Origin of the sequence: Bacillus ectoiniformans, from assembly GCF_016908875.1 — a bacterium.
GTDB classification, from domain to species: Bacteria; Bacillota; Bacilli; order Bacillales; family Domibacillaceae; genus Bacillus_BX; species Bacillus_BX ectoiniformans.
Window position 1 is genome coordinate 1 of the sequence record NZ_JAFBES010000018.1, and the last position, 26,886, is coordinate 26,886.

A 26,886-nucleotide genomic window follows, 5' to 3' on the forward strand; every position below is an offset into this window, starting at 1 on the left:
CAAGTCCGCTCGACTTGCATGTATTAGGCACGCCGCCAGCGTTCGTCCTGAGCCAGGATCAAACTCTCCAAAAAGATGTTTGATTGCTCATTTTGGCAATTAAATTGCCGGTTGTTTCATTTAAACGTTGACGTTTATTTTGTTCAGTTTTCAAGGATCAATTTCCTCTTTGCCTCATTGGCGACTAGAACATCTTATCATGTTTTGTTTCTCGTTGTCAACAACTTTTTTCAAATTTGTTTTTTGTCATTTGATGTCGTCGTTAGCAACGAATATAAATATACCATCTCTTAATCTCTTATGCAAGCTATATTTAAAAGTTTTTTAAAAAACATTTAATCATCCTGTAACATCAAAAAAGAAGCCGCCCCTATGGACAGCTTCTCTTCATTAAAAACTACTATTCTTTATGTCTCATTAGCGGGAAAAGCAATACGTCCCGGATGGAAGGTGAGTTAGTTAACAGCATAACCACTCGGTCGATTCCAATTCCAAGACCGCCTGTAGGAGGCATTCCGTATTCAAGCGCTTCGATGAAATCATCATCCATTTCGTGCGCTTCATCGTTTCCTTGTTCTTTCTCTTTTAATTGTGCTTCAAATCTTTCGCGCTGATCAATTGGATCGTTTAACTCTGTGAAAGCATTCGCGTGTTCGCGACCCACAATAAATAATTCGAATCGATCAGTGAAACGAGGATCTTCTTCATTTTTCTTAGCCAACGGCGAAATCTCCACTGGGTGGCCATAAATGAATGTAGGCTGAATTAATTTATCTTCTACTTTTTGCTCAAAGAACTCATTAACAATATGACCATATTGCATCGTTTCTTTATATTCAATTCCGTGCTCTTTCGCCAACTGACGCGCTTCTTCATCAGACATCTCTGTCCAGAAGTCAACTCCAGTATATTCTTTTACGGCATCAACCATATGCAGACGAGTCCACTCAGGCTTTAGGTTTACTTCATATTCACCGTATTGAACTGTAGTCGAATCTAATACATCCTCGGCAATATGCGCAATTAAGTTCTCTGTCAGACGCATGATATCTTGATAGTCAGCATACGCTTCATATAATTCAATCATTGTAAATTCAGGGTTGTGACGTGTAGATACCCCTTCATTACGGAAGACGCGGCCAATCTCATATACTTTCTCCATTCCACCCACGATTAGACGCTTTAAGTGAAGCTCAATTGCAATTCGCATATAAAGCTCCATATCAAGAGTATTGTGGTGAGTAATGAACGGACGAGCAGAAGCTCCTCCAGCAATTGAATGCATCATTGGAGTTTCTACTTCTAAATAGCCATGATCGTCTAAGTATCTTCTCATAGATTGGATAATACGGCTGCGGCTGATAAACGTCTGCTGGCTGTCTGCGCTTGTAATTAGATCTAAATAACGCTGACGATAGCGCTGTTCTACATCTTTTAAACCATGGAATTTATCAGGAAGAGGACGAAGAGCTTTTGTTAAATACTCATACTTCGTGACTTTAATAGAAAGTTCCCCTACTTGTGTTTTGAAAACTGTTCCGCTAACACCAACTAAATCACCTAGATCGGTCATGTTAAATACTTCATAAGCTTCTTCGCCGATAGCATCTTTACGAACATAAATCTGAATTTGTCCAGTTAAATCTTTAATATGGGCAAATCCCGCTTTTCCTTTACCGCGCTTTGTCATTACACGTCCTGCGATAGTAACTTCCACTTTCTTTTCTTCTAATTCTTCTTTTGAAAAAGCATCATATTCAGCCACAACTTCTTTCGCTGTATGTGAACGCTCGAAACGTTTGCCGAATGGATCCATTCCTTTATCTTTTAGCGCTTGCAGCTTCTCTCTTCTCACAAGCAATTGGTCATTTAAATCTTCGTGACTCATCCTGTTCACTCCTATATAAATCTTTTTGTTATTAAAATTATCCAACTTGAATAGAGGATTCTTTCGCTTCCACTTCTGCAACAAAACCATATAGCAGGTTCACTACATCTTCTCTCGTTTCGCACAGATTGATCTCTTTGCGAACTAGGCCGTTTCCGCGAATTCCTTTTAAGTACCACGCCGCGTGTTTCCTCATTTCACGGACAGCGATGTGTTCATTCTTTAATGCGATTAAACGATCTAGGTGAAGAAGGCAGACGTCAATCTTCTCACGAGCCATAGGTTCGTCCGTTAATTCTCCTGTTTCCAGGTATTTAACCGTTCTATAGATCATCCATGGATTCCCTAGTGCGGCACGGCCAATCATGACACCGTCACACCCTGTTTCCTCAAGCATACGCTTAGCATCTTGCGGTGTTTCCACATCCCCATTTCCGATCACTGGAATATCCACTGACTGCTTCACTTCTTTAATGATATCCCAGTTTGCATGCCCTTCATACATTTGTACACGCGTCCGACCATGAAGAGCCACCGCTTTTCCGCCTGCTCTTTCTATAGCCCGGGCATTTTCAACTGCATAAATGTGGTCTTCGTCCCAACCCATTCGCATCTTAACGGTAACAGGCTTCTCCACTACATCTGTGACAGCCGAAACCATCTCGTATATTTTATTAGGGTCAAGAAGCCATTTAGCCCCCGCATCACATTTGGTGATCTTAGGAACGGGACATCCCATATTAATGTCTATAATATCTGCATTTGTATTTTTATCTACAAAGCTTGCCGCTTGAACCAAAGAGTCTTTTTCTCCGCCAAAAATCTGTAAACTCAATGGTTTTTCGCGCTCATCGATATAAAGCATGTCCATTGTTCTCTCATTTTTTAAAATGATGCCTTTGTCGCTGACCATTTCGGCACAAACTAAACCTGCACCAAACTCTTTAACCGTTAGACGAAAAGCAGAGTTACAGACACCGGCCATCGGAGCAAGAACAACTGGATTCTTCATTTCGATATTTCCGATTTTAAGCATACCTCTCACCTTTCTACTGTTTTATCTATAGGGGAAAGTTCGTCAATTGAAACATCAAGAATATTAGCAATTTCCTTTAGCAGTTCATCCGAAAGGGGACGGCTGCCTCTTTCCACTTCTCCTAAAACAGAAATAGATACACCTAGCTGCCGTGCAAGACCTTCTTGGGTATACCCTTTTAGTTTTCGAAAAGCCCGAATTCTCCGTCCCCATTGATCTGTTTCCACAGACGAACACCTTCTTTCCCTTGAATACTGCAGAGCGCCTCTTTTAATAAAGTCCCGTCTGCAGGAAAAATAATCGTTGAGTCTATTTCTAACAATGGAATAAGCACAAAAGCCCGTTCATGCATTCTCGGGTGCGGAATAATTAATGTCTCTGATTCAATATTGTCATGATTATACAATAAAATGTCAAGGTCTATTATTCTCGGTCCCCATTTAAATTCCCTGACCCTCCCAAGTTCACGCTCGACCCCGAGGCATCTGTCCAGCAGTTCTTCGGCAGATAAACCAGTAGCTACACAGACAGCCATATTTAAAAAAGGAGCTTGCTCGGTATAGCCAACCGGCTCTGTTTCATAAATAGAAGAAACTCTTTCTATTTGAACATCTTTGTCAGAATCCATCATCTTTAGAGCTCTCTGCAGATTGTCACCACGATCTCCTATATTCGTACCTAGCGAAAGATAAGCTTTATTTATTTTCATCTTCTCTGCCCCTTGTGATTTCAACCGCTACATGCTGATAGTGTCCAGGGATAGGCGGATCCGGTTTGATCACTTTAATTGTACATGCTTGCACCCGTGTAAACTTGTTTAAAAGAGAAGCTGCTATTTGTTCTGCTACCGTTTCAACTAACTGATACGGCTTCCCTTCTGCAATCTGTTGGCATACCTGATAGATTTCCGCATAGTTCACTGAGTACTCTAGTTGATCTGTTTCACCCGCTTGCCGCAATGACAGTTCTAATACAGCATCCACTTTGAAGCGCTGCCCTAATTTTGTTTCTTCAGGAAAAACGCCGTGATACCCATAAAACTCCATACCAGTGACATAGATTTTATCCATTGTGACACCCCTTCCCAGTTAACGCATCATACATTTTCGCCATCCGGCTAATTGGCTTAACATCATGCACTCGTAAAATATGACATCCTTTTTGAATGCCATAGCAGCAAGTCGCCCCTGTTCCTTCCATTCTTTCTTCTACCGGAAGATCCAGAACGTGCCCAATCACTCTTTTCTTAGACGTTCCTAACAAAATCGGAAAGCCTAATGCAGCTAATTGATCTAAATGTTTGATAACTGCTAAGTTTTGCTCCATATCTTTCGCAAACCCAACACCCGGATCCAATATAATCTGCTCATCATTCACTCCGGCTTTCTTGGCTATATTAATGCTTTCATATAAGTCTAATAGTACATCGCGCATGAAATTTTCATAGTTCATATTGTCACGATTATGCATCAATATAATCGGCACATTTTTTTCGGCGGCTACACGGCATATTTCGGGATCTTTTTTCCCTCCCCAAATATCATTGATGATCCAAGCACCTGCCTCAATTGCCTGGTTGGCTGTTTCTGCTTTATATGTATCAATTGAAATTGGCACATGAATTGTGGGAGCCACCGCTTGAATAACAGGTATCACCCGAGCAAGCTCTTCTTCTGCCGGAACTGGCAAGTGGCCTGGACGGGTCGATTCGCCACCAATGTCAATGATGTCCGCACCTGAATTCACCATTTCTTCCGCGTGCCTGACTGCCGAATCAAGGTGATTATACTTTCCTCCGTCTGAAAAAGAATCGGGTGTACTGTTTAAAATACCCATGATAAACGTTTTCTCATTAAAATCTAAAGTGTATGGCCCTGCTTCAACCTTCATAAGCGTTCTCCTTCCAATCTTCACTTTCTCTAGTTTACCACGATCGTTCTTTTTTAAAAAAAATACGGGCACATCAAAAAGACAGGCTATAGCAGCCTGCCTTCATTATTTATTCTTCATCAAATTGATATAGCGGAGTACTTAAATAACGCTCGCCGTTACTTGGAATGATCGCTAACACTTTTTTGCCTTTTCCAAGTTTAGCCGCTACCTGCAATGCCGCTGAAATGGCAGCCCCTGAAGAAATACCGCCTAAGATGCCCTCTTCTCTTGCTGCTTGACGCGCTGTTTCAAATGCATCTTCATTTTCGATTTTGATGATTTCATCGTATACTTTGGTATCGAGAACTCCCGGTACAAAACCTGCGCCAATACCCTGAATTTTATGAGGACCTGGTTTCCCTCCAGATAAAATGGGAGAGTCCGCTGGCTCTACGGCATAAATCTTTATTTCTGGAAACTTCTCTTTCAAAACTTGGCCTGCCCCAGTGATGGTTCCGCCAGTGCCAATTCCGGAGATGAAAGCATCCAGCTGATCCATTTGTTCAGCAATTTCTTTACCTGTGGTTCTGCGGTGTATTTCTGGATTCGCTTCGTTTTCGAATTGCTGAGGCATAAAGTATCCGTTTTGCTCTGCTAATTCCTTCGCTTTGCGAATCGCTCCGCCCATCCCCTCAGGGCCAGGAGTCAATACTAGATCTGCTCCATATGCACGAAGAAGATTGCGCCGTTCCATACTCATCGTTTCCGGCATCACAAGAATAGCCTTGTAGCCTTTCGCTGCCGCAATCATCGCTAAGCCGATTCCTGTATTACCACTTGTCGGCTCAATAATTGTTCCGCCTTTTGACAGGTTGCCTTTTTCTTCTGCAGCTTCAATCATAGCTAAAGCAATTCGGTCTTTCACACTGCTCCCCGGATTCATATACTCTAGCTTTAAATATACATCTGCACTATTTTCATCTACTACATTGTTTAATTTTACAATCGGTGTTTGGCCGACCAAGTCTGCCACTGAATTTGCGATACGTACCATTTTCTCCACCTCAATGCCGAGTATTTTTATTGGTTATATAGAATTTAACAATATTTTTAAGAAAAGTCAATCTTTTTACCCTGTTTATATTCACTGTTTTTACAAAGAAACCTGCAAAAAGTTTATTTCCTTCTGCAGGTTTCTTTAACTATATGCGTAATCAAGAAGCTGAATTCGCTTCTTCTTTCATCACTTCTAATTCGTTTTTATCAAATGTATAAGTATCATTGCAGAAATGGCACTGCGCTTCTGCTTTTCCATCCTCATCAATCATCTCTTGGATTTCTTGTTTTCCAAGCCCAATGATTGCATTTTTAAACCGATCTTTGGAACATGTGCATTTAAACTGTACAGGCATCTTTTCCAATACCTTTACATTTTCTTCGCCAAGAACATGAGAAAGAATTTCTTCCGGTGACAGCCCTTGCTCAATTAACTTAGATACCGGCGTCATGTTAGTTAATTGTTCTTCAATGCGTTCAATCGTCTCTTCTGCTGTTCCAGGCATTAATTGAATAATAAACCCGCCAGCTGCTTTAATAGAGTTATCTGGGTTTACCAGCACCCCTACTCCGACAGAAGAAGGTACTTGTTCAGACGAGGCGAAGTAATAGGTGAAATCTTCTCCTAGTTCTCCCGACACAATTGGCGTCTGTCCTGAGAAATGATCACGCAGCCCTAGATCCTTAACTACAGTCAATGTTCCATCGGTACCAACTGCACGACGGACATCCAGTTTTCCATGTTCATTCAAATCAAAATGCGTTTGAGGATTGGTTACATATCCGCGCACTTCACCTTTAGCGTTACTATCGACTAGAATAGCGCCGATCGGACCGCCGCCTTCCACTTTAATGGTTACCTTGTCCTCACCCTTCATCATGGCTCCCATCATGACACCTGCGGTCATCGCACGTCCTAAGGCAGCTGAAGCAGTCGGCCAAGTATAATGTTTCTTCTGTCCCTCACTGACCGTTTCTGTTGTATCTACAGCGTATGCCCGCACTTGACCGTCATACGCTAATGCTTTCACTAAGTAGTCTTTCATAGTAGCTCCTTTCTCAGCTCATGTTTCGTTTATAGATAAGGCAAAGGCCTTTTAATGTTAAAAATGGATCCACCACATCGACAATATCCGACTCATTGGAAATCAGCGGCGCTAATCCGCCGGTTGCAATGACGAGCGGCTCTTTTTTACTATGAGCTTTCATGCGGCTGACAATACCTTCAACTTGTCCAACATATCCGTATAAAATACCTGCCTGCATCGCTGAAACCGTATTTTTGCCCACAATATGATCCGGTCTCGAAATTTCAATTCTTGGCAGTTTAGCTGCTTTTGAATAAAGAGCTTCCGTTGAAATATTAATACCAGGCGCAATGGCTCCGCCCATATAATGGCCGCCTTCATCAATGTAACAATAGGTCGTTGCTGTACCAAAATCGACAATGATCAGCGGACTGTCATATTCGTGAATCGCTGCCACAGCATTGACTATTCGGTCTGCCCCGACTTCACGAGGGTTTTCATATTTTATATTTAGACCCGTTTTAATGCCTGGTCCTACAACAAGCGGTTTAAGCTGAAAATATTTTTTGCACATTCTTTCAAGCGAGAACATAATTGGAGGAACAACAGAAGATATGATAATACCGTCAATATCCTCAAAGGATAACCCTTCATGCTGAAAAAGATTCTTTATCATCATGCCGTATTCATCTTCCGTTTTATTCCGGCTTGTTTCAATGCGCCAATGATACTTTAATTCATCCTCTTGATATACACCTAAAACCGTATTAGTATTTCCAACATCCAGTACAAAAATCAACCTTCTCACCACACCCATATATTCTTTTACCTGCTGGCATTTATCATACCATATAAAGGATGAATCGGCATTAATCTCAACCCCGTATGGTATCTCTGATATAACTCTCGTATGGTATTAATCCATTCAGCGAACTGATTCTTTCTAATCGCGGCGGAATTCTTTCCAATATGCTCATTATTCTTTCTGTTTTCACCCTTATTCCTGCCGGTTTTGCTTTATTTCGGTCCGTTTCAACCAATACTCCTGCCGAAACCGTCAAAAAAAGATGCCGGCTTTAGCCGGCATCTTTATCAATTAACCTTTTGGATCGTGATCCGTCGTTGAAGGTGTATCATTCTCTTTTTTTGGTTCAGGAGAGAATGTATCCTCTTGTTTCTGCACATTTACCTTTACTTGATCCGTTGATAAAGTTTTCACTTCATCTGAATCAGAGTATTTACGTTCAGGCAATGTTCCGTGGTCTGCTAAATGCTTGATTTGACCCGCATCTAACGTCTCAATATCTAATAAGGTTGTCGCAATTAATTCTAACTTATCGCGGTTCTCTGTAAGAATTTCTTTCGCTCGCGCATAGCATTCTTTAATAATGCGCTGAATTTCTAGATCGATTTCATAGGCAATCGCATCTGAATAATTCGGTTCATTGTTAATGTCACGGCCTAAGAACACTTGACCGCCCGATGAAGAACCAAACTGCAGAGGACCTAATTTGTCACTCATACCAAATTCAGTCACCATACGGCGCGCAATGCCTGTCGCTCGCTGGAAGTCATTGTGTGCACCTGTAGATACATCACCAAAAATAATTTCCTCTGCGACACGGCCGCCTAACAGACCAGTAATCTTATCCAAAAGCTCCGGCTTCGTCATAAAGTAACGGTCTTCTTTCGGAAGCATAACGGCATATCCGCCAGCTTGGCCTCGTGGAACAATTGTTACTTTATGAACCATTTCCGCTTCATCAAGCACAAGCCCGATCACGGTATGTCCTGCTTCATGGAAAGCAACAATCTTTCTTTCCTTTTGTGAAATCACGCGGCTCTTTTTGGCAGGCCCTGCTATTACCCGGTCAGATGCCTCATCCAAGTCACGCATATCAATTTTTTTCTTGTTGGCACGAGCAGCAACAAGGGCTGCTTCATTTAACAAGTTTTCTAAGTCAGCTCCAGAGAAGCCAGGTGTTCTTTGCGCAATCGCTTTTAAATCTACTGTATCATCAAGCGGCTTATTGCGAGCATGTACGCGAAGTACTGCTTCACGGCCCGTAACATCCGGACGATCTACTGTGATTTGTCGGTCAAAACGACCCGGACGAAGCAAGGCAGGATCAAGAATATCCGCACGGTTTGTTGCTGCAACAATGATGATTCCTTCGTTCGCGCTAAAACCATCCATTTCTACAAGCAACTGATTCAGCGTTTGTTCACGCTCATCATGTCCGCCGCCGAGTCCTGCGCCACGCTGGCGCCCAACTGCGTCGATTTCATCGATAAAGATAATACATGGAGCATTTTTCTTCGCGTTTTCAAACAAGTCACGCACACGGGATGCACCGACCCCAACAAACATTTCTACGAAGTCTGAACCACTGATAGAGAAGAACGGAACGCCCGCTTCCCCTGCAGCTGCTCTAGCAAGCAACGTTTTACCCGTACCTGGAGGCCCCACCAGCAAGACACCTTTAGGGATTCTCGCTCCAAGTTCAGCAAACTTGCGAGGATCTTTCAAAAACTCAACTACCTCTACAAGCTCTTGTTTCTCTTCGTCCGCTCCCGCTACATCTTTAAAGCGAACTTTCTTCTTTTCATCGTTGTACAGCCGCGCTTTGCTTTTGCCGAAATTCATGACTCGGCTGCCGCCGCCCTGCGCTTGATTCAACAGGAAGAAGAACAGGATGAAAATGATTAAGAAAGGAATGATGGTTGTAAAGAAAGATACCCATCCGCTTGTTTCTTTAGCTGGAAGAATTTCCACTTTAGATGTACTTGCCGCTTGATCAATCCGACTCAAAAGAGCCTCGTTGTTCATCATCACATAAGTAAGGAAAAACTCTCCTTCTTTCGCACCCTTTAATTTCCCGCGCACTTCATAAACATTTCGCTCGGGCTGCATTGTAAATTCGTTTACTTGATCTTTCTCCAAGTAGGAAATGAATTGATTATACGTTATATTATTAGTCGGTTCATTATTGTTGTTGAAATAGCTCACAACTCCAATAATGACAAGAAATACTAGTAAATAAAATATGGTATAACGAAATATTCGGTTCATCCCTTACCTCCTCCCACGGTAAAAAATACTGTAGTCAATAATATCATAGAAAAACTTGGCTTTACAACTTTTTGGCATATGTCCCAGCGTATTCATATCAAACATTTAAACGCTTTCTCATTCCTCTTCAGCATTCGTATAAATTTCTGGTTTTAAAACGCCAATATACGGTAAATTACGATATTTCTCAGCATAATCCAAACCATACCCAACAACGAACTCATTAGGAACGATAAATCCAATGGTATCTGCTTTAATCTTCGCTTTACGCCCCGTCGGTTTATCAAGAAGCGTAACAATCTTAATGGATTTCGCTTTGCGGTGACGGAATAATTCCACCAAATAACTTAAAGTTAAACCGCTGTCAATGATATCTTCAATGATTAAAATATCTCTTCCTTCAACTGAAGTATCTAAATCTTTAACGATTTTTACTTCTCCAGATGAAACTGTTGAGCTTCCGTAGCTAGACACATCCATGAAATCCATTTCCAAATATGTATCCATACGTTTAATTAAGTCGGACATAAATGGCATGGCTCCTTTGAGCACACCGATCACTAGCGGAAAACGGTCTTTGTACTCCTCCGTCAGCTCCTTGCCGAGTTCTTTAACCTTTTCCTGAATTTCTTCTTCAGAAATCAGTACTTTTTCAATATCTTGATTTAACAATTTGTTTGCCCCCTAGAAGATGATTGCTTTATATAAACTAAAATTAGCGTGTTCCCGTCTTTGCTAGTCTTTTCAAGGCTGGATTTCTTTAACCCTGGAATCCATAACAGCTTTCCATGTCCATCGGTTACAATCGGCCACTGATCCCGTTCCGCTCTGGATACTTTTTCATTGATAAAGATATCCTTCAGCTTCTTTGAACCCTTCATGCCTTTTATAGACATTCGATCCCCCTCTTGTCTCGTACGGACAGTTAATGGCGGATCGATCAGAGTCCAATCCAGAAGAAAGTATTCTGCCCCTTTTGGAAGGTCATTCATAGTGTGCCATGAAAACGTTCCTCCGTTTGGCCAATCGAGCTCCTGTCCCACTTCTAGAGTAAAGGCATATTCCTTCTTCTCTTCCTTGTGGAAACCGAACAGACACTCATCATATTCTCTCCTGACTTTCAGCCCATGAGGAAGGTCTAGGCTTCCGGATGGGTGGACGGCTCTCAGCAATTGCAAAACCTGTTGAATATGTATGTAAGAAAACGCTGTATGACCTTTATAAAGATAGTTTAATATTAGATGAATCCCTCTTCTTTGTAAAGGCAAAGGCACCATATGGAACGCTTTGATTTTTACCCTGACCTCCTTCTCTTCCTTTTCCCATACTTTATTCATTTCTTGCTCTGTCAATTCCTTTAAAAGCTGTTCATCTTCTTCTATTTCTTCACTAAAACGCTGAAATTGTTCATGCACGCGCGGATTTTCGTCTTTTAAAAAAGGAAGCAGCGATTGCCGAAACCGATTGCGTGTGTAATCTGTTTTATCGTTACTGGGGTCATGTCTCGGATCTAGTTTAGAGTGATCGCAGTATTGGTGAATCATTTCTTTTGTCAGCCCCAATAAAGGGCGGATAATAGTGCCCTCGCCGAAAGGACGAAAAGCAGGAATGCCAGATTTCTTGGCCGCTCCTTTAGTCAGCTTCATAAGAATAGTTTCTACTTGATCGTCCCCATGGTGAGCAAGCGCCAGCTTATTAGCGGAAAAATGCTGCATTCCTTTTTGGTAAAATTCATAACGGACATGGCGTGCGGTTTCCTGAAGGTTCCCATTCTGTTCTTTCATTCGCTGTCCGACATCTATTTGTTCTGCCAGGACCGGAACATTTCTCTCTCTGCAAAAGTGTGTCACAAATTGAAGTTCTTCATTCGACTGCTCTCCTCTGAACATATGGTCCAAATGGAGCGCGTATACTTCAATCCCTAATTCTTGCTTATGCTGATGCAAGTAAAACAACAGCGATAAAGAGTCTGGACCTCCAGATACTCCGACCGCCACTTTGTCCCCTTTTTCAATTAAAGAATGTCTTTTGATAAACTGCCTTGTTCTTGTTTCATATTCCAGCATGTTTTCTCTTCCTGTCTCTTTTGATTATACGTTTTATCTTATCATTTTCTCCCCTATGGAAAAACAGACAAGGCAGTTCTGTTTACAACAGTTCTATGAATACATACACCATATAACACACTAAGACCGATAAAATAATGACAGCTGTCTCTAAGTGTTTTTGCTTTCGTTTTCGCTGTTTAGAGGCCGCTCTTCCTTTGACTGCTTCCTTATCGCTCCTGACAGGTACTCTCTTTGGTGAAACTGGAGATAGAGCGGTCAGCATTTCTTTTCGCATATCCAAAGCGGAATGGTATTTTCCTTTGATCGCTTTAATTAATACGCCCGCATACGGCTCAAGCTCTTTGCTTTGCCTAATCATTTTCACAAGCTGTTCCGGATCTCTTTCTTTTCTGGCAAACCTTTTAGGATAAACGAGGCTGACAGCCACCATCGCGGCAGCAAATAGATCATAGGACGGTTCGGCTTTGCGTGAGCCGGCACCCCAGTACCCTCGGTCAAAAAACTCGGTGTATTCTTTAATCGCTCTTCCTTGTTTAGTTGTTCCTCCAACATCGATACAGCGCAATGAGAAAGGCGTGCCTGTTACAATCAAGTTGTCTGGCTTAATATCACCGAACACCCAGCCCTCATTATGCAGCGCCTGCAAATTCTCTAAAAGCTGAAGCATGAGCACCCCAATCCATGAAGGCCCTCTTGATTGAATGAAAGTGGATAAAGTAGGGCCGTGAATATACTCCATTACATAAAATGAGAATAGTTGTCCTCGATCTTGCCAATCATCCGTATCTAACAAAGAAGGCCCTAGGGATGACCCTTGGACCTTGTCAAACGCCTTCAGCACATTCATTTCAGACGTAATAGATAATTGACTGCTGACTTTTAGCGCAGCTGAACCCTGCTGCCCTTTTACTAAATAAACGGTTCCTGTTGCGCCATATCCCAATTCTCTTTCGATAATGTACGTATGGTTATGCCATTTCCCGCGAATCACCGTCCCTCTAGGGATACTATATAGATTTTTCGATGTATTCATCATCTTGTGATAACCAGCCTTTAAAAGATCGCTTCTTCTTTTTAAATTGGGCAATAGCTTCACGAATCGCAGGTCCAGTCGGTGTTAATCCTCCCGGGGACAGCTTGGAAAAGATAGAAGTTAATGACTCAAGCTTAGGTGTCCAATCCAACAGACGCTCGACATCACTTTCTTTCCCGGGAAATACATACAGTGCGAACATATTTCCCCCCATTCTTGCATTCATGCTTAAAGACAAATCAAGCAATGCTTCTTTGACGGTCGGGAGCTTGCTCTTCATACTGGCACTCGTATCAACTAATATCAGAACCTCAAGTGCTGCGGTTTCCGAAAGCTCATCAACGACCTCCATTACTTCCCCGCGTTTTTCTGGAGGAAGCGATTCGATGGCTGATTCACTGTTAAAGATTTGTTTTAATTGCTGATTCACCACCCCTTGCAATGTTTGTGTCATCGCTTTTCTGGTAACCATCTGTACGGTATGTGACAGCTGCGTAGCATAAACGGCTTGGCTAATTCCCCCTCCGGAAGCAGCAATGTGGTCAATTTCTTGCACTCCCCTGTGATCAGCGGCTTCATTTTCCAGAATCCCAATTACATTGACTGTAATCCCTTGTTCTCTCGCCAATGCAGCCATAGCTGATGGATCTTCCCCGTGGTTTGAACAGCCATCGGTCAACAGCAAAATTTGTCTGATTGTCCCACTTTTCATTTCGTTCCCTCCAACCTGTCATAAGTTATTTCCATCCTTGCCCAATTTGATGGATTTTATACCTTTGAAGGCGCGAGGGAACATTTTATGAAATTTTCTTTTTCTTTTTCGATAGAGATAGATTCATCGGAATAGATGCCCATTTTGGCAGGTTATGCTCGACTTTAGCCACAACAACGGTCATATCATCTTCAATCTCTCCTGATCTTGTACGAATCACTTCCTCCATCAGCAAGTCGGCTACCATTTGCGGATCCTCGGTTTCTAGCTCGCTGATTTTTCTTTTCATCCATAGGTCCGTATTTTCAATATTTCTCGGTCCCTCAAATACTCCATCGCTCATCATAATAATGAGATCCCCTGATTTTAATTGTTCAGTTACCACATCTACTTCGAATTCCTGCAAAATGCCAATTGGCAAGTTGCTTGCTTCTACCTTAATAATCTTGTTGCCGCGTTTAATAAAGCTTGGTGTCGATCCAACTTTTAGAAAATTAGCGGCTGCGTCTTGCAGGTCAATAATCACTAAATCAAGTGTGGAGAAGATCTCATCTGTTGTCCGTAAAGACAAGATCGAGTTAACAGATTTAATCGCGACTTTTTCTTCAATACCTGATTTTAGAATTTGCTGAAGCAAACTGAGCGTTTCATGGCTTTCGTAATGGGCTCTTTCCCCATTGCCCATTCCGTCGCTAATGGCTACTGCATACTTTCCTGCTCCGAGTTCAATTGTGGAGTAACTGTCTCCTGATACAAGACCTCCTCCTTTGGCAGCATGAGCTGCTCCCGTTTCCACCACAAATGCTTTCGCCGACCTGAATGTGACTTGACAAACTCCAGCTGGACCGCCGCTGCACTCTTCTTTATGCACAATCACATTGTCTAGCAGTATATCTGATAGCATAGGGGCGATGAGCTTTTGGCATTCTCCATGACGGGTATTTGAATATGGGATCGTCATATCAATGTCTATACTGCCCTTTTGCAGATTGTAAATATCAATTTGTTCAATCTCCATGCCGTATGATTCAATGGCTTCAAAAATTTGCTCTTCCTGATTATGATGGTTTTCTCTTTCTCTCTGAATCTCATCAGCGAAGTCGCTCATCACTTCAGATACGCCTCTTAACTGTTCAGCGACTAGCTTTCTGCTATCATATACTTGCTTTTTTAATTTCTGGTTCGCTTGATAATAAGTCAGCTGCTGTGTGATCGCTTCTTCCACTTTCTTAGGACGATAGCAATGTTTGTCCAAGTCCTTTTTTAGCTTCGGGGAAAGTTCTCCTTTGCCGTCATCCAATTCATATAACACATCTTTCATTAAGTGATAGGTCTGGTTAAAGTTGTTTGCCCAGCACTGTTCTTTCTTAAAGCATGTTTGACACGTTTTTTCAGTGACATGACTTAAGAACATATCCAGTTCTCTCTCTTCGTAATCTTCTAATATATCGACATTGTATTGAGAGAAGCTGTTAGACAAAGCATCAAACACTTCAGAGAACTGCTCTACTCTGCTGGCTGTCACATCTCGGATCTTTCTTAAATACTGCTGCTGTTCACTTGAATGCTCCACCGTTCCAGGAATCAGCTTGGCCAGCTTATCGGTAAGGAGCTTAGGGGTTAGAAATAGAAGAATAATCGCGGCGATTGATTCATATAATGTAAGAGTGAGCGGCACACCGCTTTCGCCGTACATTCCCGCAAGCAAGGTAGCCACAAGTAATCCGGCTGCAGCTCCCGCCCTTTTCCATTCCTTTAATAAACCCCCTAACAGTCCCGAAAAAGCAAGAAGACTCATTTGATAAAAGCTGGCCACATTCGCCAGACTGAAGATCAATCCGGTTACGACCCCTACCGTAGAACCTACTGCTGCTCCAGAAATAAAGGCAAAAATGAGCACCAGGTATCTCGAGAATATATGCTCCATCGATAACCCGTAGACCGTCCAGCCAATGGTTCCGGAAGTAATCGAAGCCAGCATAATGACAAGGCTGATGATCTCTTCATTTTTTAATGATTTTATTCGTTTATTTAATGATAAAAAGGGGATGCTTTGCATAAAGATAAGTGTCAGGACAAAAGCAAGGGATGCTTCAACCACTCCCATTAGCAAATCATACGCAGCAAGCACTCCGCTTCCTTGAAAGTAGGCAAAGCCAGATTTCACCGCTAATACAGTAAAAAACACGTAGAACGGCAAAGATACGACATCTTCTTTATGAAAGTTCTTGAGCAGTCGATAAGAAATGAGAAAAATAAAAATGGTCACAAATGAATAGGTGATCTGATCCAGCGACAACGTCAGCGCACCAGCCAGTAATCCCACTAACGCAAGCGGCGCATGATCTCGCTTTAACATGAATACCGCAGCAAAGAATGGCAGGGCGAACGGTGTTAAATGCGAAAGAATTAATGCACGTCCAAGTAAAAAGCCAATCAGCAACAAAAGGAATCCTTTTTCAATTAACCATACCTGCGCGTGGTAGGAAAATTGCTTTACCCCCTTAAAGACCTCCATTTTTGTTCCCTCTAGATCTACATGGCTAACCGGCTCTATCATATTCCTTTCCACTCTCTCCATCGTTAACACTCCTATTCAGTTTCTTTGCTCATCATTATATAGGAGGCTTATTTCAAACTTTGTCAAAATCAGAGAGCAGAACCTAAAAAACGTTCGACGATTTTCTATCAGATTTTTCCGAAAATTAATCATTTTATTTATAACATGCGAGAGAAAACATACTTGCTCCCTAAAAATAATATTCTCATAAAAAAGTGTTGACTTCTTATCGAGATCTAGTTATTATATTCATTGTGCTTCAAATAATTTTTTTGGCGGTGTAGCTCAGCTGGCTAGAGCGTACGGTTCATACCCGTGAGGTCGGGGGTTCGATCCCCTCCGCCGCTACCATTTACTTAGGCCCGTTGGTCAAGCGGTTAAGACACCGCCCTTTCACGGCGGTAACACGGGTTCGAATCCCGTACGGGTCATGGCTTAAAAATCAGATTGTCGCAAATCCAAGCGGTTTGTTGATGGTCTGGTTTTTTTATATTTAATTTACTCCATAAAAGGGAGAACTCACTAAGAGCTACCCTGTTCTTTTCTTTACATACCACCTTTCCCGAATCTATATCTACAGAAAAAAGCTGTTTCCCATCGATGGGAAACAGCTTTTTATACTGCTTTAAAACATGTTAATCATAACGTTCACATTAAATAGGCAGCAGTTTAACCTCTTTTCGCGCCTCTTCCACCACGGCGTGATTCTGTTTGACGCTTCAAAGTAGATAGACGGTCTTCGCTGTCTTTTAGAAAGCGAGCCATCTTTTGCTCGAAGTTCTCTTTTGGAGGAGCGTAGTTTCCTCTAGGACCTTTAGAGCGATAATCATTGCTTTTTGGACGGGAACGATAGGACTGCTGTTGCTGCGGCTGGTCTTTAGCTTTACGGATGGATAAACCAATCTTACCATCGCTCTCTACATTAATGACTTTTACTTCGACCTGGTCGCCCACTTTTAAATGTTCGTTAATGTCTTTTACATAGTTATCTGCGACTTCACTAATGTGTACTAAACCAGTTGAGCCACCTGGCAGTTCAACAAACGCTCCGAATTTTGTGATCCCTGTTACTTTACCTTGTAACTTGCTGCCTACTTCGATTGACATAAAAAAATTGTTCCTCCTTAGAAATGATCGTGCTTTACTTTATATTATATTACGTAAAAAAAGAGTGTCAATAAGACAACCACTCTTATTGTTCATTCTTACGGTCCTTTTCGGCGTTTTCAGGGATGTTAAAAATGATTTCTCCCTGGTCAGACAGAAAGTATTTTTTCCTTGCCAGTTCCGCAATATACTCATCATGCTTGAGCCTTTCCAGCTCTTCTTCATACTTTACTTCATTCGTCTTTAACTCATCCAAAGCCGCTTCCGCGCGTTCTTTTTGCTCTATTTTCTCATCTAACCGAGCGGACTGGGAAACGAGAGTCGAGACCATCCCAGCCATAATTAACATGGCCACCACGGCAAAAGCTGATAATCGTCTAAATAATTTCGTTTTATGCTTTGCTAAAAATTTTTCTTTTTTTTCCTGACTGAAAATAAAAGCATTTTTCAAGGCAGTTACTTTTCTTTTGCTCGATTCACTCATTTCCCGTCCTCCCTTATTTATTTTTCCAGCGTTTGATTGTATTTAACAATTTATTCTTGAAAATAAGGAAATGTCCTGCTAATTTAGCATATAAATCATTCGCCTTTTTTCTCACTTTTTTAGGGAATAATCTCCAAATAATTGTGATTGGCCAAAAAATAACCTTTAATACAAATAATAATAGCTGATAGCCTACTTTGGCAAGCATCATCAGCATTTTACCTATGAATTGTACTATATTTATGACCACGGTTACAATTGTGCGTATCGGCCAGACAATAAAAATATGAATAAGTTTCTTTATTAACAAGAATATTTTTACAAAAAATAAGATGATCGTCTCCAGCAAGTTTTCATACAGCTTTTTGAATAATGCCTGATAAGCGGAAAAACCACATAATAAAGCGATGAAAAGATAAAAACGGATCTCACCATTGTTTACATGATATAAACAGTAGAATAGAAGACCGCCATACAGACACCAGAAGAAGATGTCCCAAATGAACGTCATCCATCTCGAGCGGACCGAGCGCTTCCAAAATCGCCGATATGTATCCAGCAGTGCGCCAAATACACATCCAAGGGCAATCATAGAAATCATTGTTTCAAATTGAACAGTTAAACTCATTTAAACAGTTTACTAAACATGCTTTTTGATTGATTTTTAGAAGTCTCGTCCGAGTAAACTAATTGATTGATCCGCCCTTTAATAGAAACGATGCCCTGATCGACGTCCAGATTTTTCATCTGCAGATTTTGACCTTGAACTGAAAGCACGCCCATTACAGTGATAAGCAAGAACTCTTCACTGTCAAAGCTCTCTACCTGCTTTACCCCTGTGATCTCAAGCACTTTTCTTCCTCTCATGATTACATCGTGGTCAGCGTTGTTTCTGTCATTCACTTCAAGATATTGACTCACCTAGTTTTCCCCCTTCACAAAGTACAAGCTTTGCCACTAAGTGTATGCGGACAAAGTGCAATCTATGAATGAAAGGGAGGATCTGTTCATTTATTTCACCGCTTCTAAAACCGATGAGGTTGACCGTTATTCGAGATTTAAGCGTTCTTCTTTAAGCAGCTCATACATTCCAGCGGCCTCTTCTTTTTTTGTCGTTTCTTGCAGCCGCTCCACACGCACTGTCAGAACCCGCTGTCCTAACCGAACCGTCAGTTCATCTCCGACTTTGACATTAGAACTCGCCTTTGCTTCTGTTCCATTGATCATAATTCTGCCTTGATCAGCTACTTCTTTCGCTAATGTTCTTCTTTTAATAATTCTTGATACTTTTAGAAATTTATCTAATCTCATTGTGCTCATTCTTATCTCTCCTTTATAACCCTAATGTTTTGGCTTCATTCCAAAAGGCATCAAGCTGTTCTAAATTAAATGCCTCAAATCCTTCGCCGCTTTCTCTTACTTTTTTCTCCACGTAGGCAAAACGGCGATAAAACTTTTCATTCACTGCCGTCAAGGCTTCCTCCGGATGAATCGAATAAAAACGAGCTACATTGACAAGGGCAAACAACACATCGCCAAACTCCTCTTGGCGGCGCAGTTCATTCCCGGTTTTCACTTCTTCTAGAAACTCCTGCCACTCTTCGACTACTTTCTCCATAGCTGCATCAGCTTCATCCCAATCGAAACCAACCTTCGCCGCCTTCTTTTGGAACTCGTGCGCCCGAAGAAGTGCAGGGAGCCCTTTCTCTACTTCATCTAAAAGAACAAGTTCCTTTTTACCTTTTTCAGCCGCTTTAATGTCTTGCCAATTCGCTACTACCTCCTCAGCACTTTCGACATGAACATCGCCAAATACATGAGGATGACGTCTGATCATTTTTTCAGTAATGGATTCGATGACGTCTTCAATGGCAAACATTCCTTCGTCTTCGCCAATCTGCGCATGAAGCATGACTTGCAATAAGACATCGCCCAGTTCTTCAATAATATGATCATCATCTTGACGGTCAATGGCATCTAGCAGCTCATACGTTTCTTCAATTAAGTATTTCTTTAATGATTCATGCGTTTGCTTCTGATCCCACGGACAGCCATTTGGACCGCGCAGCTGCGCAATGGTCTGGCGCAGAACAGAGAACTCTTTATATGTTTGTTCTTCCTTCTTAACTGGCGGAACATATAAAGATGTGAGATTGTTTAATTCTACTTGCCGATCCAGTTCGTAAAGCGGCACCTTTTTCACCACTTGTTCCGAGCTTCCGGCCGCAGTCACAATATAAACCTCAAATTCATCCGGATACTTCTCCATCAGCGTCAGCTTTACTTCAGAAGCGATAAAGGCATCGTATACTTGAGCAATAATGATATGCTGAAAAATGTGAATTTCCTCTTTTTTAAGCGCCGTTCCATCTAACAATTGAAATCCATCAATTGGATCGATCTTTACCGCGGTAAACAAATCATCGATAAAGCTTTGACCGCCGGCAATGGTTACTTTTAGCTCCTCAGATTCTTCTTTTTCGAGCAAAATCTGTACGGTTTTTTCAGCCACCATCGGATGTCCTGGCACCGCATAAACAATCTCGCTTTCCGATTCAGCTTTTTGGATTAATTCAGATGCAATCTCCTCATATACCGCTTCAAACTGATCGTGCTTTTCATACACCTCATCAAAACTGACAAATTGTACGCCTTCTTTCGTTAGATCCTCAATCACTGGATGAGCCATCGTTCGAACGTATACCGTGTTCATCTTCTTTAAAAGACGATATACACCGAAAGGAAGCTGATCCAAGTCACCTGCGCCAAGACCCACTACTGTGATTCTTTTATTCATTGCTTTCACTCACTTTCCACTTATTGAACGGGCTTTGACCTATCAGCGGATCTTCCTGCTGAGTTTCTCCAGTTTGCTGCCAAAAGGAATCTGCCGCAGTTCGTCATCTGTGAACAATTTTAACTTAACTATAACGTAGATAAAGACAAAAGCGCCGACAAAAACACTTGAACATGTAATCATAACCATTTGCAGTCGCTCATTGCCAATCATTCCTGTGATAAAAGAGGACGACAGGAGGATCCATATCCTCAATAACACAGTCATACAGCTGGCTGAAAAAAGAACTTTTGCCATAAAATATCCATGTAAATATTTTGTTTTTAATTTGATTCTGATCTTTAGCGCAAGAAATAGGGCAATGCCAGCCAGCGCAGCAACCGTTGAAACCGCTGCACCCATCGTTCCATATACAGGAATAAGGAGATAGTTGCCTGCCCACTTAAATAAAAGACCGGCAATGACCGCGATCGCTGGCGTAAAGTCTTCCCCTATTCCCTGCAAGATACCTGATAACGTTAAAATAACTGAACTAAAAATAATGGAAAGACAAAAAACAGATAGTACATCTGAGCCGTCATAGTTCTCAAACAGCATGGAATTAAGCGGCTTCATAATATTAATAATACCAACAGCAGCGGCGAAGCTAATCGTAAAACTGACTTTTAGAGCTAATTGAATCGCCTGATCAACTTCTTTTGGGAGCTGCTTCTTATAAGCAGCTGTAACAAGCGGCACTAGGGTTAAAGAAAGAGAAGCGGCTACTACCGTTCCAAGCTGCAGGAGCGGCTGTCCCCGGTCGTAAATACCTTTGGCCACTTTCGCTTCCCACTCATTTACGCCAGCATGAATTAATCCGCTATATAAATGAAATGAATCCATTAATTGCATAAGCACAAGCATCATACTTGCAAGACATATCGCAGTTCCTCTATAGACAAGCGAACGAATCAGTTCTTTTCGATTCACTTGAGCAGCTGCTGGCTCCTCTCTCGCGCCGAGCGGCCTTCTGCGCATATAAAGCCATAAAACAAAGATTCCCGCTAGACTTCCCATCAATGAACCGGCTAAAGCTCCAGCTCCTGTCACATAAAGCGAAAATTCATTTCTAATCAATATGTACGCAAACAGTAAAATAAAAACGACTCGAACCAACTGTTCACCAGACTGAGAGACAGCCGTTGGCACCATGTCGCCTAACCCTTGATAAGCACCTCGCCACACCGTTAAAAAAGGCATAAGCAAAAAAGAAAATGCCGATAGCTGTATGAGCGGTGCAAGCAAAGGATCACCCATGCCGTTTGCCATTCTTTCTGCCCCAAAGAATAGAAGAATAAAGAGAAATCCTCCTGCCGTACTAATTACATAAAAAGAAACTCGAATAATCTCTCGAAGGTCAGTAGGATGGCCTTTTCGTTCAGCTACTAACTTCGATATCATCACCGGAAAACCGTAAGTCGATAACGCAACGGAAATTCCGTAGAATGGGTAAACTTGCTGATAAATATAAAAGCCGACATCGCCCACAATATTTTGAAAGGGCACTCGATAAACAGCGCTTAACACTTTGACGAATATGGCTGCAACCGTGAGAATAACGGCTCCTCTCATAAAAGATTTCATATTGGGATCTGGCAACCTTCAACACCTTGCCTTCCTAAAACAAGCTACTACAAATTTAATGTATTTGAACACAAAAAGGAAGCAGCACTTTCCCTGCTTCCTTTTTGCTCTACTCCATTTGTTTCGCTAAAAAGCTTGCGGCGGTTTCAGCGGATTTCTTCTCCACCTCACCAAGTGTACGGTCTGTCGAGAAAATAACAACGACTCCAATTGGGTCTCCGCCAGACACAATTGGGGCAAGTGTATAAGATTGAATGCTCTCTTCACGGTTATCCACCAATGAAACGGAGCTTTGAGAAGTCGATAAGGTAGAAGAACGTTCGTCCATCGCCTGTTCAATCGTCTCTCCTACGCTTTTATTGAGATATTCTTTCTTTGATACACCTGCCGATGCAATGATCGTATCTCGGTCACAAATTAATACAGAACTGTTTAGGCTGTCATTCAATGCTTCCGCATATTCTTGTGCAAAGTCACCTAATTCACTAATCGGTGAGTATTTCTTCAAGATTACTTCTCCATCACGATCAACAAAAATCTCGAGAGGATCTCCCTCTCTAATTCTTAACGTTCGGCGAATTTCTTTTGGAATAACCACTCGCCCTAAATCATCAATACGACGAACTATACCAGTTGCTTTCATCTTATGTTGCCTCACTTTCATCAGATGATATATTAAAAAATGGCAATGAATAAGCGACAATCTGATCGATGTCATTACCTTTATGCTGTTATTATCTTTCATCTCGGAAGTTATATACATTTTGATTGAATTTTTCTAATTCAAGCACAGCTGCATCAAAAATATCTATTAGAAACATATACCCTCATTGCTATTTATTGAAACTAATGGTGACTTTCTAGCTGAGGCAACTGGTTAACTGATCATCATAAGGAAAGCAGCTTATTTTTTCGCCTTTTCAAGATTCTTGATAATATCGTACGCCGCCGCAAACCACGTATCAATGGAGACTTTTTTAATATCCATCGTAATAATCAGCTGATTATTTTCCATTCCAAGACCAACCATCCGGCCGTGTTTATTGCAAATATCGAATACTTTAGAGCCGTCAATTTCCTTCGTCCCTGCTTCACTCATTCTAATCGTAACGGTATCCTTCACTTGTTTAATCAGCTCTAGCTTCGTTCTTCTGGCGTACACTTTCATTTCCGCCACTTTGAACAAATCATCTACTTCTCGAGGATAATCGCCGAAACGGTCTGTCATTTCTTCTTTCAGTTCATCGATCTCTTCGACAGATTCAAGTGTGCGGAATCGCTTATACATCTCTATTTTTTGCTGGCTGTCTTTAATATACGTATCTGGAATATAGGCATCGATTGAAATTTCCACTTCAAATGATGGCATCTTCTCTTTTTGATCGCCGGCTTGCTTTTGCTCAATGGCTTCCTTAAGCATTTGTGAATACAAATCAAACCCGACAGAATCAATGAAGCCATGCTGCTGGGCGCCAAGCAGATTCCCCGCGCCGCGAATAGATAAATCTCTCATGGCAATCTTAAATCCAGAACCCAGCTCCGTGAATTCTTTAATGGCTTGCAGACGCTTTTCCGCTGTTTCAGACAGCACTTTATCTTTCCGGTAAAGGAAGTAAGCATAAGCTACCCGGTTTGAACGGCCGACACGTCCCCTGATCTGATAAAGCTGGGATAGACCCATTCGATCCGCGTCATGAACAAGAAGCGTATTGACGTTCGGTATATCCACGCCGGTCTCAATGATCGTCGTTGTCACTAACACATCTGTTTCACCTTCTAAAAAGGCGAGAATGACCGCTTCAAGTTCTGTTTCTGTCATTTGCCCATGGGCATAGGCGACTCGTGCATCCGGCACCAGCATAGAAATTTCTTCCGCTTTTCTCTCAATGTCTTCCACTCGGTTATAAAGATAGAATACCTGTCCATCCCGAGCTAGCTCCCTCTCGATCGCTTCTCTCACAAGTGCAGGATTATGCTCCATCACATAGGTTTGAACAGGGAAGCGGTTTTCTGGCGGAGTCTCAATGACTGAAAGATCACGCACGCCAAGCATGGACATGTGCAGCGTTCTTGGAATTGGTGTCGCCGTTAAAGTCAGTACGTCCACATTTGTTTTAAGCTGTTTAATTTTCTCTTTATGCGTTACCCCGAAACGCTGTTCTTCATCGACAATTAATAAGCCCAAGTCACTGTATTGCACATCTTTAGATAAGAGCCGGTGCGTGCCGATGACGATATCTACTGTACCGGCCTTTAAGCCTTTCAACGTTTCAGTCTGCTGTTTCCTCGTCCTAAACCGGCTTAATAAGCCCACTGTAATCGGAAAGTCCTGAAATCTTTCTTTAATCGTTTCATAATGCTGCTGGGCTAAAATGGTCGTCGGCACTAAGAAAGCTACCTGTTTTCCATCAGCAATTGCTTTAAAAGCCGCACGTATAGCTACTTCCGTTTTTCCGTATCCTACATCGCCGCACAGAAGCCGGTCCATCGGCTGCTCTTTCTCCATGTCAAATTTAATTTCCTGAATGGAACGCAATTGATCTTCTGTTTCTTCATATGGAAAAGCCGTTTCAAACTCCCGCTGCATGTCTCCATCCGGAGAATACGCATATCCTTTAGCCGCTTCTCGTTCAGCATACAGTTTAATTAAGTCATCCGCGATATCTTGAACAGAAGATTCAACCTTGCTCTTAACCCGTTTCCACTCTGTGCCCCCGAGCTTGTAAACTTTCGGCTCCTTACCTTCTGACCCTACGTACTTTTGTACAAGTTCAATTTGCTCGACTGGGACATACAGCTGATCAGTACCCTGATATTTAATATTTAGATAGTCTTTGTGAACTCCGTTAATATCGAGCGTCTCAATGCCTAAATATTTACCGATTCCGTGATTCACATGAACCACATAGTCGCCCACTTTTAACTCGGAGTAGCTCTTTATCCTCTCAGCATTGGACAGTTTTTGGCGGCGTTTGTTTTTCTTTGTTTTCTTATTAAATAGCTCCTGCTCCGTTACTATTGCCAGTTTCAATGAAGTAAATTCAAAACCTGCTGAAAGCGAACCGATTCCTACTTGTACCGTATTAGGCTCATAATGATTTTTAGAAGAAGAGACGTTTGCTTGAATCTCGTAATCTTCTAAAACTTGTTGAATTTTACTTAACCGATCTTCTGTATCTCCTAAGAAAATGACCGTCATACCCGCTTTTTTCCACCGTTCGATCTCTGTATGCAGGACATTCATTTGCCCATGAAAGCTCTGCATGGGCCGGCAAGAAAAGTTAACGACATTTTGCGGATTTGTATGCTCTACTTTGCGGATAAACAAAGAAAGGTACACGACTGGCCGGTTAATCGCTGACATGACATCAGAAAATGAGTAGGCCAGCTGAATGTCATGAACAATTTTTCCTTCTTCAAGTAAAGCTGTATACCATTCCGCTTCCTCTTGCTCTAAGGAATCATTGATCTCTCGAATTCGGCTGATTTCATCGAAGAACACTAACCCATCCTCTGAAAGATAATCCACTAAATTCATGGGATTCTCATACATCATTGCCGTATATTTAGACAGACCGTCAATCATTTGACCGTTTTTCATTCGCTCGATCTCTTGATTAATATTCTGGGACAAGATCTTTTGCGATTCTGCATTTTTTACTTTATCCAAAGAGTTTGATAACGCCGCCTCTAAACGCTGCGATAGTGTGACAAGCTCAGATGCTCCATAAGGTGTTTCAGACACAGGACTGATTAACACAGAAGATCTATTTTCTAGTGACCGCTGATTCTCTATGGAAAAAGAACGAATCGAATCAATCTCTGTATCAAATAATTCAATGCGAATCGGGTCAGAAAGAGTCAGCGGATAAATGTCTAAAATACCGCCTCGAAGACTAAATTCTCCAGGTGCGTAGACCATATCCGAACGCTGATATCCCATTTGCACAAGTTCGTTGATCGTCTCATCTAAATCAATTTCTTCTCCAGCAGTAAACGTTTTTTGCAAACTCTTCCACTGTGATTTAGGCGGCAATAATTTGCGTACACCGGAGATCGGCACAATGTAAATACCATTTTGGTGATTCACCATATGATTAAGCACTTCAATTCGCTGAGCACGAAGTTCAGGGCTCGCTATGCTCATTTCAGCCGCTATTAATTCATTGGCTGCGTATAAGTAGACATCATCTTCTGCAACAAATTGTAATAAATCATCGTAAAGCTTTTGTGCTTGCAACAAATTATATGTAATCACCATAATCGGCTTATTGGTTTGTTTATAAGCTGCCGCTATGAATAATGAGCGTGACGATCCAGAAAGTCCAGCAGCAAGCTGTTCTTTCAATCCTCCTGAAATCCCGTTTAAAATCGATTGAGTATCCTCATTTTGCAAGAGAATATCTTGTAGAGTATCCAAATACTGTTCCTCCTTGTCATCCCATATTCCCTTTTAATTAAGACCTAATGGATCTCTTTCTATCAGATCTTCTTTTATTCAGGCTACAAAAAAATAGAAAAATGCTTTGGACTTTTATCCAAAGCTGA

At 41.7% G+C, this 26,886-nt stretch carries 24 protein-coding genes, 2 tRNA genes and 1 rRNA gene; 2 read left to right on the plus strand and 25 right to left on the minus strand.

The window, feature by feature from the left end; translation table 11 throughout:
* The 16 genes from JOC78_RS15880 to spoIIE all read right to left on the minus strand — a co-directional run.
* Nucleotides 1-74 (minus strand): 16S ribosomal RNA (locus tag JOC78_RS15880); the annotation flags it as partial.
* 326 nt (nt 75-400) lie between these two features.
* Entirely contained in the window at nt 401-1,888 is a 1,488-nt protein-coding gene (gene lysS / locus JOC78_RS15885; RefSeq protein WP_204557862.1) for a lysine--tRNA ligase, read from the minus strand.
* A 37-nt stretch (nt 1,889-1,925) separates the two neighbouring features.
* Nucleotides 1,926-2,924, minus strand: a complete 999-nt coding sequence (dusB, locus tag JOC78_RS15890; protein ID WP_204557863.1) for a tRNA dihydrouridine synthase DusB — start codon at nt 2,922-2,924, stop codon at nt 1,926-1,928.
* Nucleotides 2,925-2,929: 5 nt separating this feature from the next.
* Nucleotides 2,930-3,151: a helix-turn-helix domain-containing protein gene (locus JOC78_RS15895; RefSeq protein WP_204557866.1), complete on the minus strand. Its 222-nt coding sequence runs from the start codon at nt 3,149-3,151 to the stop codon at nt 2,930-2,932.
* Complete coding sequence (folK, locus tag JOC78_RS15900) at nt 3,103-3,633, minus strand: 2-amino-4-hydroxy-6-hydroxymethyldihydropteridine diphosphokinase (protein ID WP_204557869.1); 531 nt, start codon at nt 3,631-3,633, stop codon at nt 3,103-3,105. The genes JOC78_RS15895 and folK overlap by 49 nt, the downstream gene beginning before the upstream one ends.
* Nucleotides 3,620-3,994: a dihydroneopterin aldolase gene (gene folB, locus JOC78_RS15905; RefSeq protein ID WP_204557872.1), complete on the minus strand. Its 375-nt coding sequence runs from the start codon at nt 3,992-3,994 to the stop codon at nt 3,620-3,622. The genes folK and folB overlap by 14 nt, the downstream gene beginning before the upstream one ends.
* Nucleotides 3,987-4,814, minus strand: a complete 828-nt coding sequence (folP, locus tag JOC78_RS15910) for a dihydropteroate synthase (RefSeq protein WP_204557876.1) — start codon at nt 4,812-4,814, stop codon at nt 3,987-3,989. Before folP ends, folB begins: the two co-directional genes overlap by 8 nt.
* 109 nt (nt 4,815-4,923) lie before the next feature.
* Nucleotides 4,924-5,850 carry a cysteine synthase A gene (gene cysK / locus JOC78_RS15915; RefSeq protein WP_204557879.1) on the minus strand — a complete coding sequence of 309 codons (927 nt, stop codon included), beginning with the start codon at nt 5,848-5,850 and terminating at the stop codon, nt 4,924-4,926.
* A 160-nt stretch (nt 5,851-6,010) separates the two neighbouring features.
* Entirely contained in the window at nt 6,011-6,898 is an 888-nt protein-coding gene (gene hslO, locus JOC78_RS15920; protein ID WP_204557881.1) for an Hsp33 family molecular chaperone HslO, read from the minus strand.
* 13 nt (nt 6,899-6,911) lie between these two features.
* Nucleotides 6,912-7,679, minus strand: a complete 768-nt coding sequence (locus JOC78_RS15925) for a type III pantothenate kinase (protein ID WP_204557884.1) — start codon at nt 7,677-7,679, stop codon at nt 6,912-6,914.
* A gap of 297 nt (nt 7,680-7,976) precedes the next feature.
* Nucleotides 7,977-9,953 carry an ATP-dependent zinc metalloprotease FtsH gene (ftsH, locus tag JOC78_RS15930; protein WP_204557890.1) on the minus strand — a complete coding sequence of 659 codons (1,977 nt, stop codon included), beginning with the start codon at nt 9,951-9,953 and terminating at the stop codon, nt 7,977-7,979.
* A gap of 117 nt (nt 9,954-10,070) precedes the next feature.
* The gene (hpt, locus tag JOC78_RS15935; RefSeq protein WP_204557893.1) at nt 10,071-10,625 is read right to left on the minus strand and encodes a hypoxanthine phosphoribosyltransferase; all 555 of its coding nucleotides are present in this window, start codon (nt 10,623-10,625) and stop codon (nt 10,071-10,073) included.
* A complete protein-coding gene (gene tilS / locus JOC78_RS15940; protein WP_204557899.1) occupies nt 10,619-12,019 on the minus strand; it encodes a tRNA lysidine(34) synthetase TilS in 1,401 nt (466 codons plus the stop codon). The genes hpt and tilS overlap by 7 nt, the downstream gene beginning before the upstream one ends.
* A gap of 82 nt (nt 12,020-12,101) precedes the next feature.
* Nucleotides 12,102-13,058: a protein kinase domain-containing protein gene (locus JOC78_RS15945; protein WP_204557903.1), complete on the minus strand. Its 957-nt coding sequence runs from the start codon at nt 13,056-13,058 to the stop codon at nt 12,102-12,104.
* A complete protein-coding gene (locus JOC78_RS15950; protein WP_204557906.1) occupies nt 13,030-13,767 on the minus strand; it encodes a VWA domain-containing protein in 738 nt (245 codons plus the stop codon). Before JOC78_RS15950 ends, JOC78_RS15945 begins: the two co-directional genes overlap by 29 nt.
* Before the next feature lie 85 nt (nt 13,768-13,852).
* A complete protein-coding gene (gene spoIIE, locus JOC78_RS15955) occupies nt 13,853-16,348 on the minus strand; it encodes a stage II sporulation protein E (protein WP_204557915.1) in 2,496 nt (831 codons plus the stop codon).
* Between the two features lie 253 nt (nt 16,349-16,601).
* On the opposite strand from spoIIE, the gene JOC78_RS15960 reads away from it, so the two are divergent.
* Together JOC78_RS15960 and JOC78_RS15965 are read left to right on the plus strand one after the other, a co-directional pair.
* Nucleotides 16,602-16,678 (plus strand) — tRNA-Met (locus JOC78_RS15960).
* 8 nt (nt 16,679-16,686) lie between these two features.
* A tRNA-Glu gene (locus JOC78_RS15965) sits at nt 16,687-16,758 on the plus strand.
* Nucleotides 16,759-16,996: 238 nt separating this feature from the next.
* Here the strand turns inward: JOC78_RS15965 and JOC78_RS15970 are convergent.
* From JOC78_RS15970 to mfd, 9 genes are all read right to left on the minus strand, one after another.
* A complete protein-coding gene (locus JOC78_RS15970) occupies nt 16,997-17,434 on the minus strand; it encodes a S1 domain-containing RNA-binding protein (RefSeq protein ID WP_204557918.1) in 438 nt (145 codons plus the stop codon).
* Between the two features lie 85 nt (nt 17,435-17,519).
* Entirely contained in the window at nt 17,520-17,918 is a 399-nt protein-coding gene (locus tag JOC78_RS15975; RefSeq protein WP_204557921.1) for an FtsB family cell division protein, read from the minus strand.
* 13 nt (nt 17,919-17,931) lie between these two features.
* Complete coding sequence (yabQ, locus tag JOC78_RS15980; protein WP_204557924.1) at nt 17,932-18,546, minus strand: spore cortex biosynthesis protein YabQ; 615 nt, start codon at nt 18,544-18,546, stop codon at nt 17,932-17,934.
* A complete protein-coding gene (gene yabP, locus JOC78_RS15985; protein WP_204558014.1) occupies nt 18,543-18,785 on the minus strand; it encodes a sporulation protein YabP in 243 nt (80 codons plus the stop codon). The genes yabQ and yabP overlap by 4 nt, the downstream gene beginning before the upstream one ends.
* Before the next feature lie 180 nt (nt 18,786-18,965).
* A complete protein-coding gene (locus JOC78_RS15990) occupies nt 18,966-19,229 on the minus strand; it encodes an RNA-binding S4 domain-containing protein (RefSeq protein WP_204558016.1) in 264 nt (87 codons plus the stop codon).
* 22 nt (nt 19,230-19,251) lie between these two features.
* Complete coding sequence (yabN, locus tag JOC78_RS15995) at nt 19,252-20,715, minus strand: bifunctional methyltransferase/pyrophosphohydrolase YabN (protein WP_204557936.1); 1,464 nt, start codon at nt 20,713-20,715, stop codon at nt 19,252-19,254.
* 42 nt (nt 20,716-20,757) lie between these two features.
* Nucleotides 20,758-22,353, minus strand: a complete 1,596-nt coding sequence (locus tag JOC78_RS16000) for a putative polysaccharide biosynthesis protein (protein ID WP_239587233.1) — start codon at nt 22,351-22,353, stop codon at nt 20,758-20,760.
* A 94-nt stretch (nt 22,354-22,447) separates the two neighbouring features.
* Nucleotides 22,448-22,981 (minus strand): stage V sporulation protein T, encoded by a 534-nt coding sequence (spoVT, locus tag JOC78_RS16005; protein ID WP_204557939.1) that lies wholly within the window; start codon nt 22,979-22,981, stop codon nt 22,448-22,450.
* A gap of 261 nt (nt 22,982-23,242) precedes the next feature.
* Nucleotides 23,243-26,758 (minus strand): transcription-repair coupling factor, encoded by a 3,516-nt coding sequence (gene mfd / locus JOC78_RS16010; protein ID WP_204557941.1) that lies wholly within the window; start codon nt 26,756-26,758, stop codon nt 23,243-23,245.
* Nucleotides 26,759-26,886 lie beyond the last annotated feature (128 nt).

Excerpts from the sequence above, each read along its gene's own strand:
- yabQ (WP_204557924.1), bottom strand. The coding sequence starts at position 18,546 with ATGAGTTTAACTGTTCAATTTGAAACAATGATTTCTATGATTGCCCTT.
- cysK (WP_204557879.1), bottom strand. The coding sequence starts at position 5,850 with ATGGTACGTATCGCAAATTCAGTGGCAGACTTGGTCGGCCAAACACCG.
- yabP (WP_204558014.1), bottom strand. The coding sequence starts at position 18,785 with ATGAGAGGAAGAAAAGTGCTTGAGATCACAGGGGTAAAGCAGGTAGAG.
- dusB (WP_204557863.1), bottom strand. The coding sequence starts at position 2,924 with ATGCTTAAAATCGGAAATATCGAAATGAAGAATCCAGTTGTTCTTGCT.
- hslO (WP_204557881.1), bottom strand. The coding sequence starts at position 6,898 with ATGAAAGACTACTTAGTGAAAGCATTAGCGTATGACGGTCAAGTGCGG.
- lysS (WP_204557862.1), bottom strand. The coding sequence starts at position 1,888 with ATGAGTCACGAAGATTTAAATGACCAATTGCTTGTGAGAAGAGAGAAG.
- yabN (WP_204557936.1), bottom strand. The coding sequence starts at position 20,715 with ATGAATAAAAGAATCACAGTAGTGGGTCTTGGCGCAGGTGACTTGGAT.
- spoIIE (WP_204557915.1), bottom strand. The coding sequence starts at position 16,348 with ATGGAGAGAGTGGAAAGGAATATGATAGAGCCGGTTAGCCATGTAGAT.
- JOC78_RS15975 (WP_204557921.1), bottom strand. The coding sequence starts at position 17,918 with ATGAGTGAATCGAGCAAAAGAAAAGTAACTGCCTTGAAAAATGCTTTT.
- folK (WP_204557869.1), bottom strand. The coding sequence starts at position 3,633 with ATGAAAATAAATAAAGCTTATCTTTCGCTAGGTACGAATATAGGAGAT.
- JOC78_RS15950 (WP_204557906.1), bottom strand. The coding sequence starts at position 13,767 with ATGAAAAGTGGGACAATCAGACAAATTTTGCTGTTGACCGATGGCTGT.
- JOC78_RS15990 (WP_204558016.1), bottom strand. The coding sequence starts at position 19,229 with ATGAGATTAGATAAATTTCTAAAAGTATCAAGAATTATTAAAAGAAGA.
- JOC78_RS15945 (WP_204557903.1), bottom strand. The coding sequence starts at position 13,058 with ATGATGAATACATCGAAAAATCTATATAGTATCCCTAGAGGGACGGTG.
- ftsH (WP_204557890.1), bottom strand. The coding sequence starts at position 9,953 with ATGAACCGAATATTTCGTTATACCATATTTTATTTACTAGTATTTCTT.
- folB (WP_204557872.1), bottom strand. The coding sequence starts at position 3,994 with ATGGATAAAATCTATGTCACTGGTATGGAGTTTTATGGGTATCACGGC.
- tilS (WP_204557899.1), bottom strand. The coding sequence starts at position 12,019 with ATGCTGGAATATGAAACAAGAACAAGGCAGTTTATCAAAAGACATTCT.
- JOC78_RS15970 (WP_204557918.1), bottom strand. The coding sequence starts at position 17,434 with ATGTCAATCGAAGTAGGCAGCAAGTTACAAGGTAAAGTAACAGGGATC.
- folP (WP_204557876.1), bottom strand. The coding sequence starts at position 4,814 with ATGAAGGTTGAAGCAGGGCCATACACTTTAGATTTTAATGAGAAAACG.
- spoVT (WP_204557939.1), bottom strand. The coding sequence starts at position 22,981 with ATGAAAGCAACTGGTATAGTTCGTCGTATTGATGATTTAGGGCGAGTG.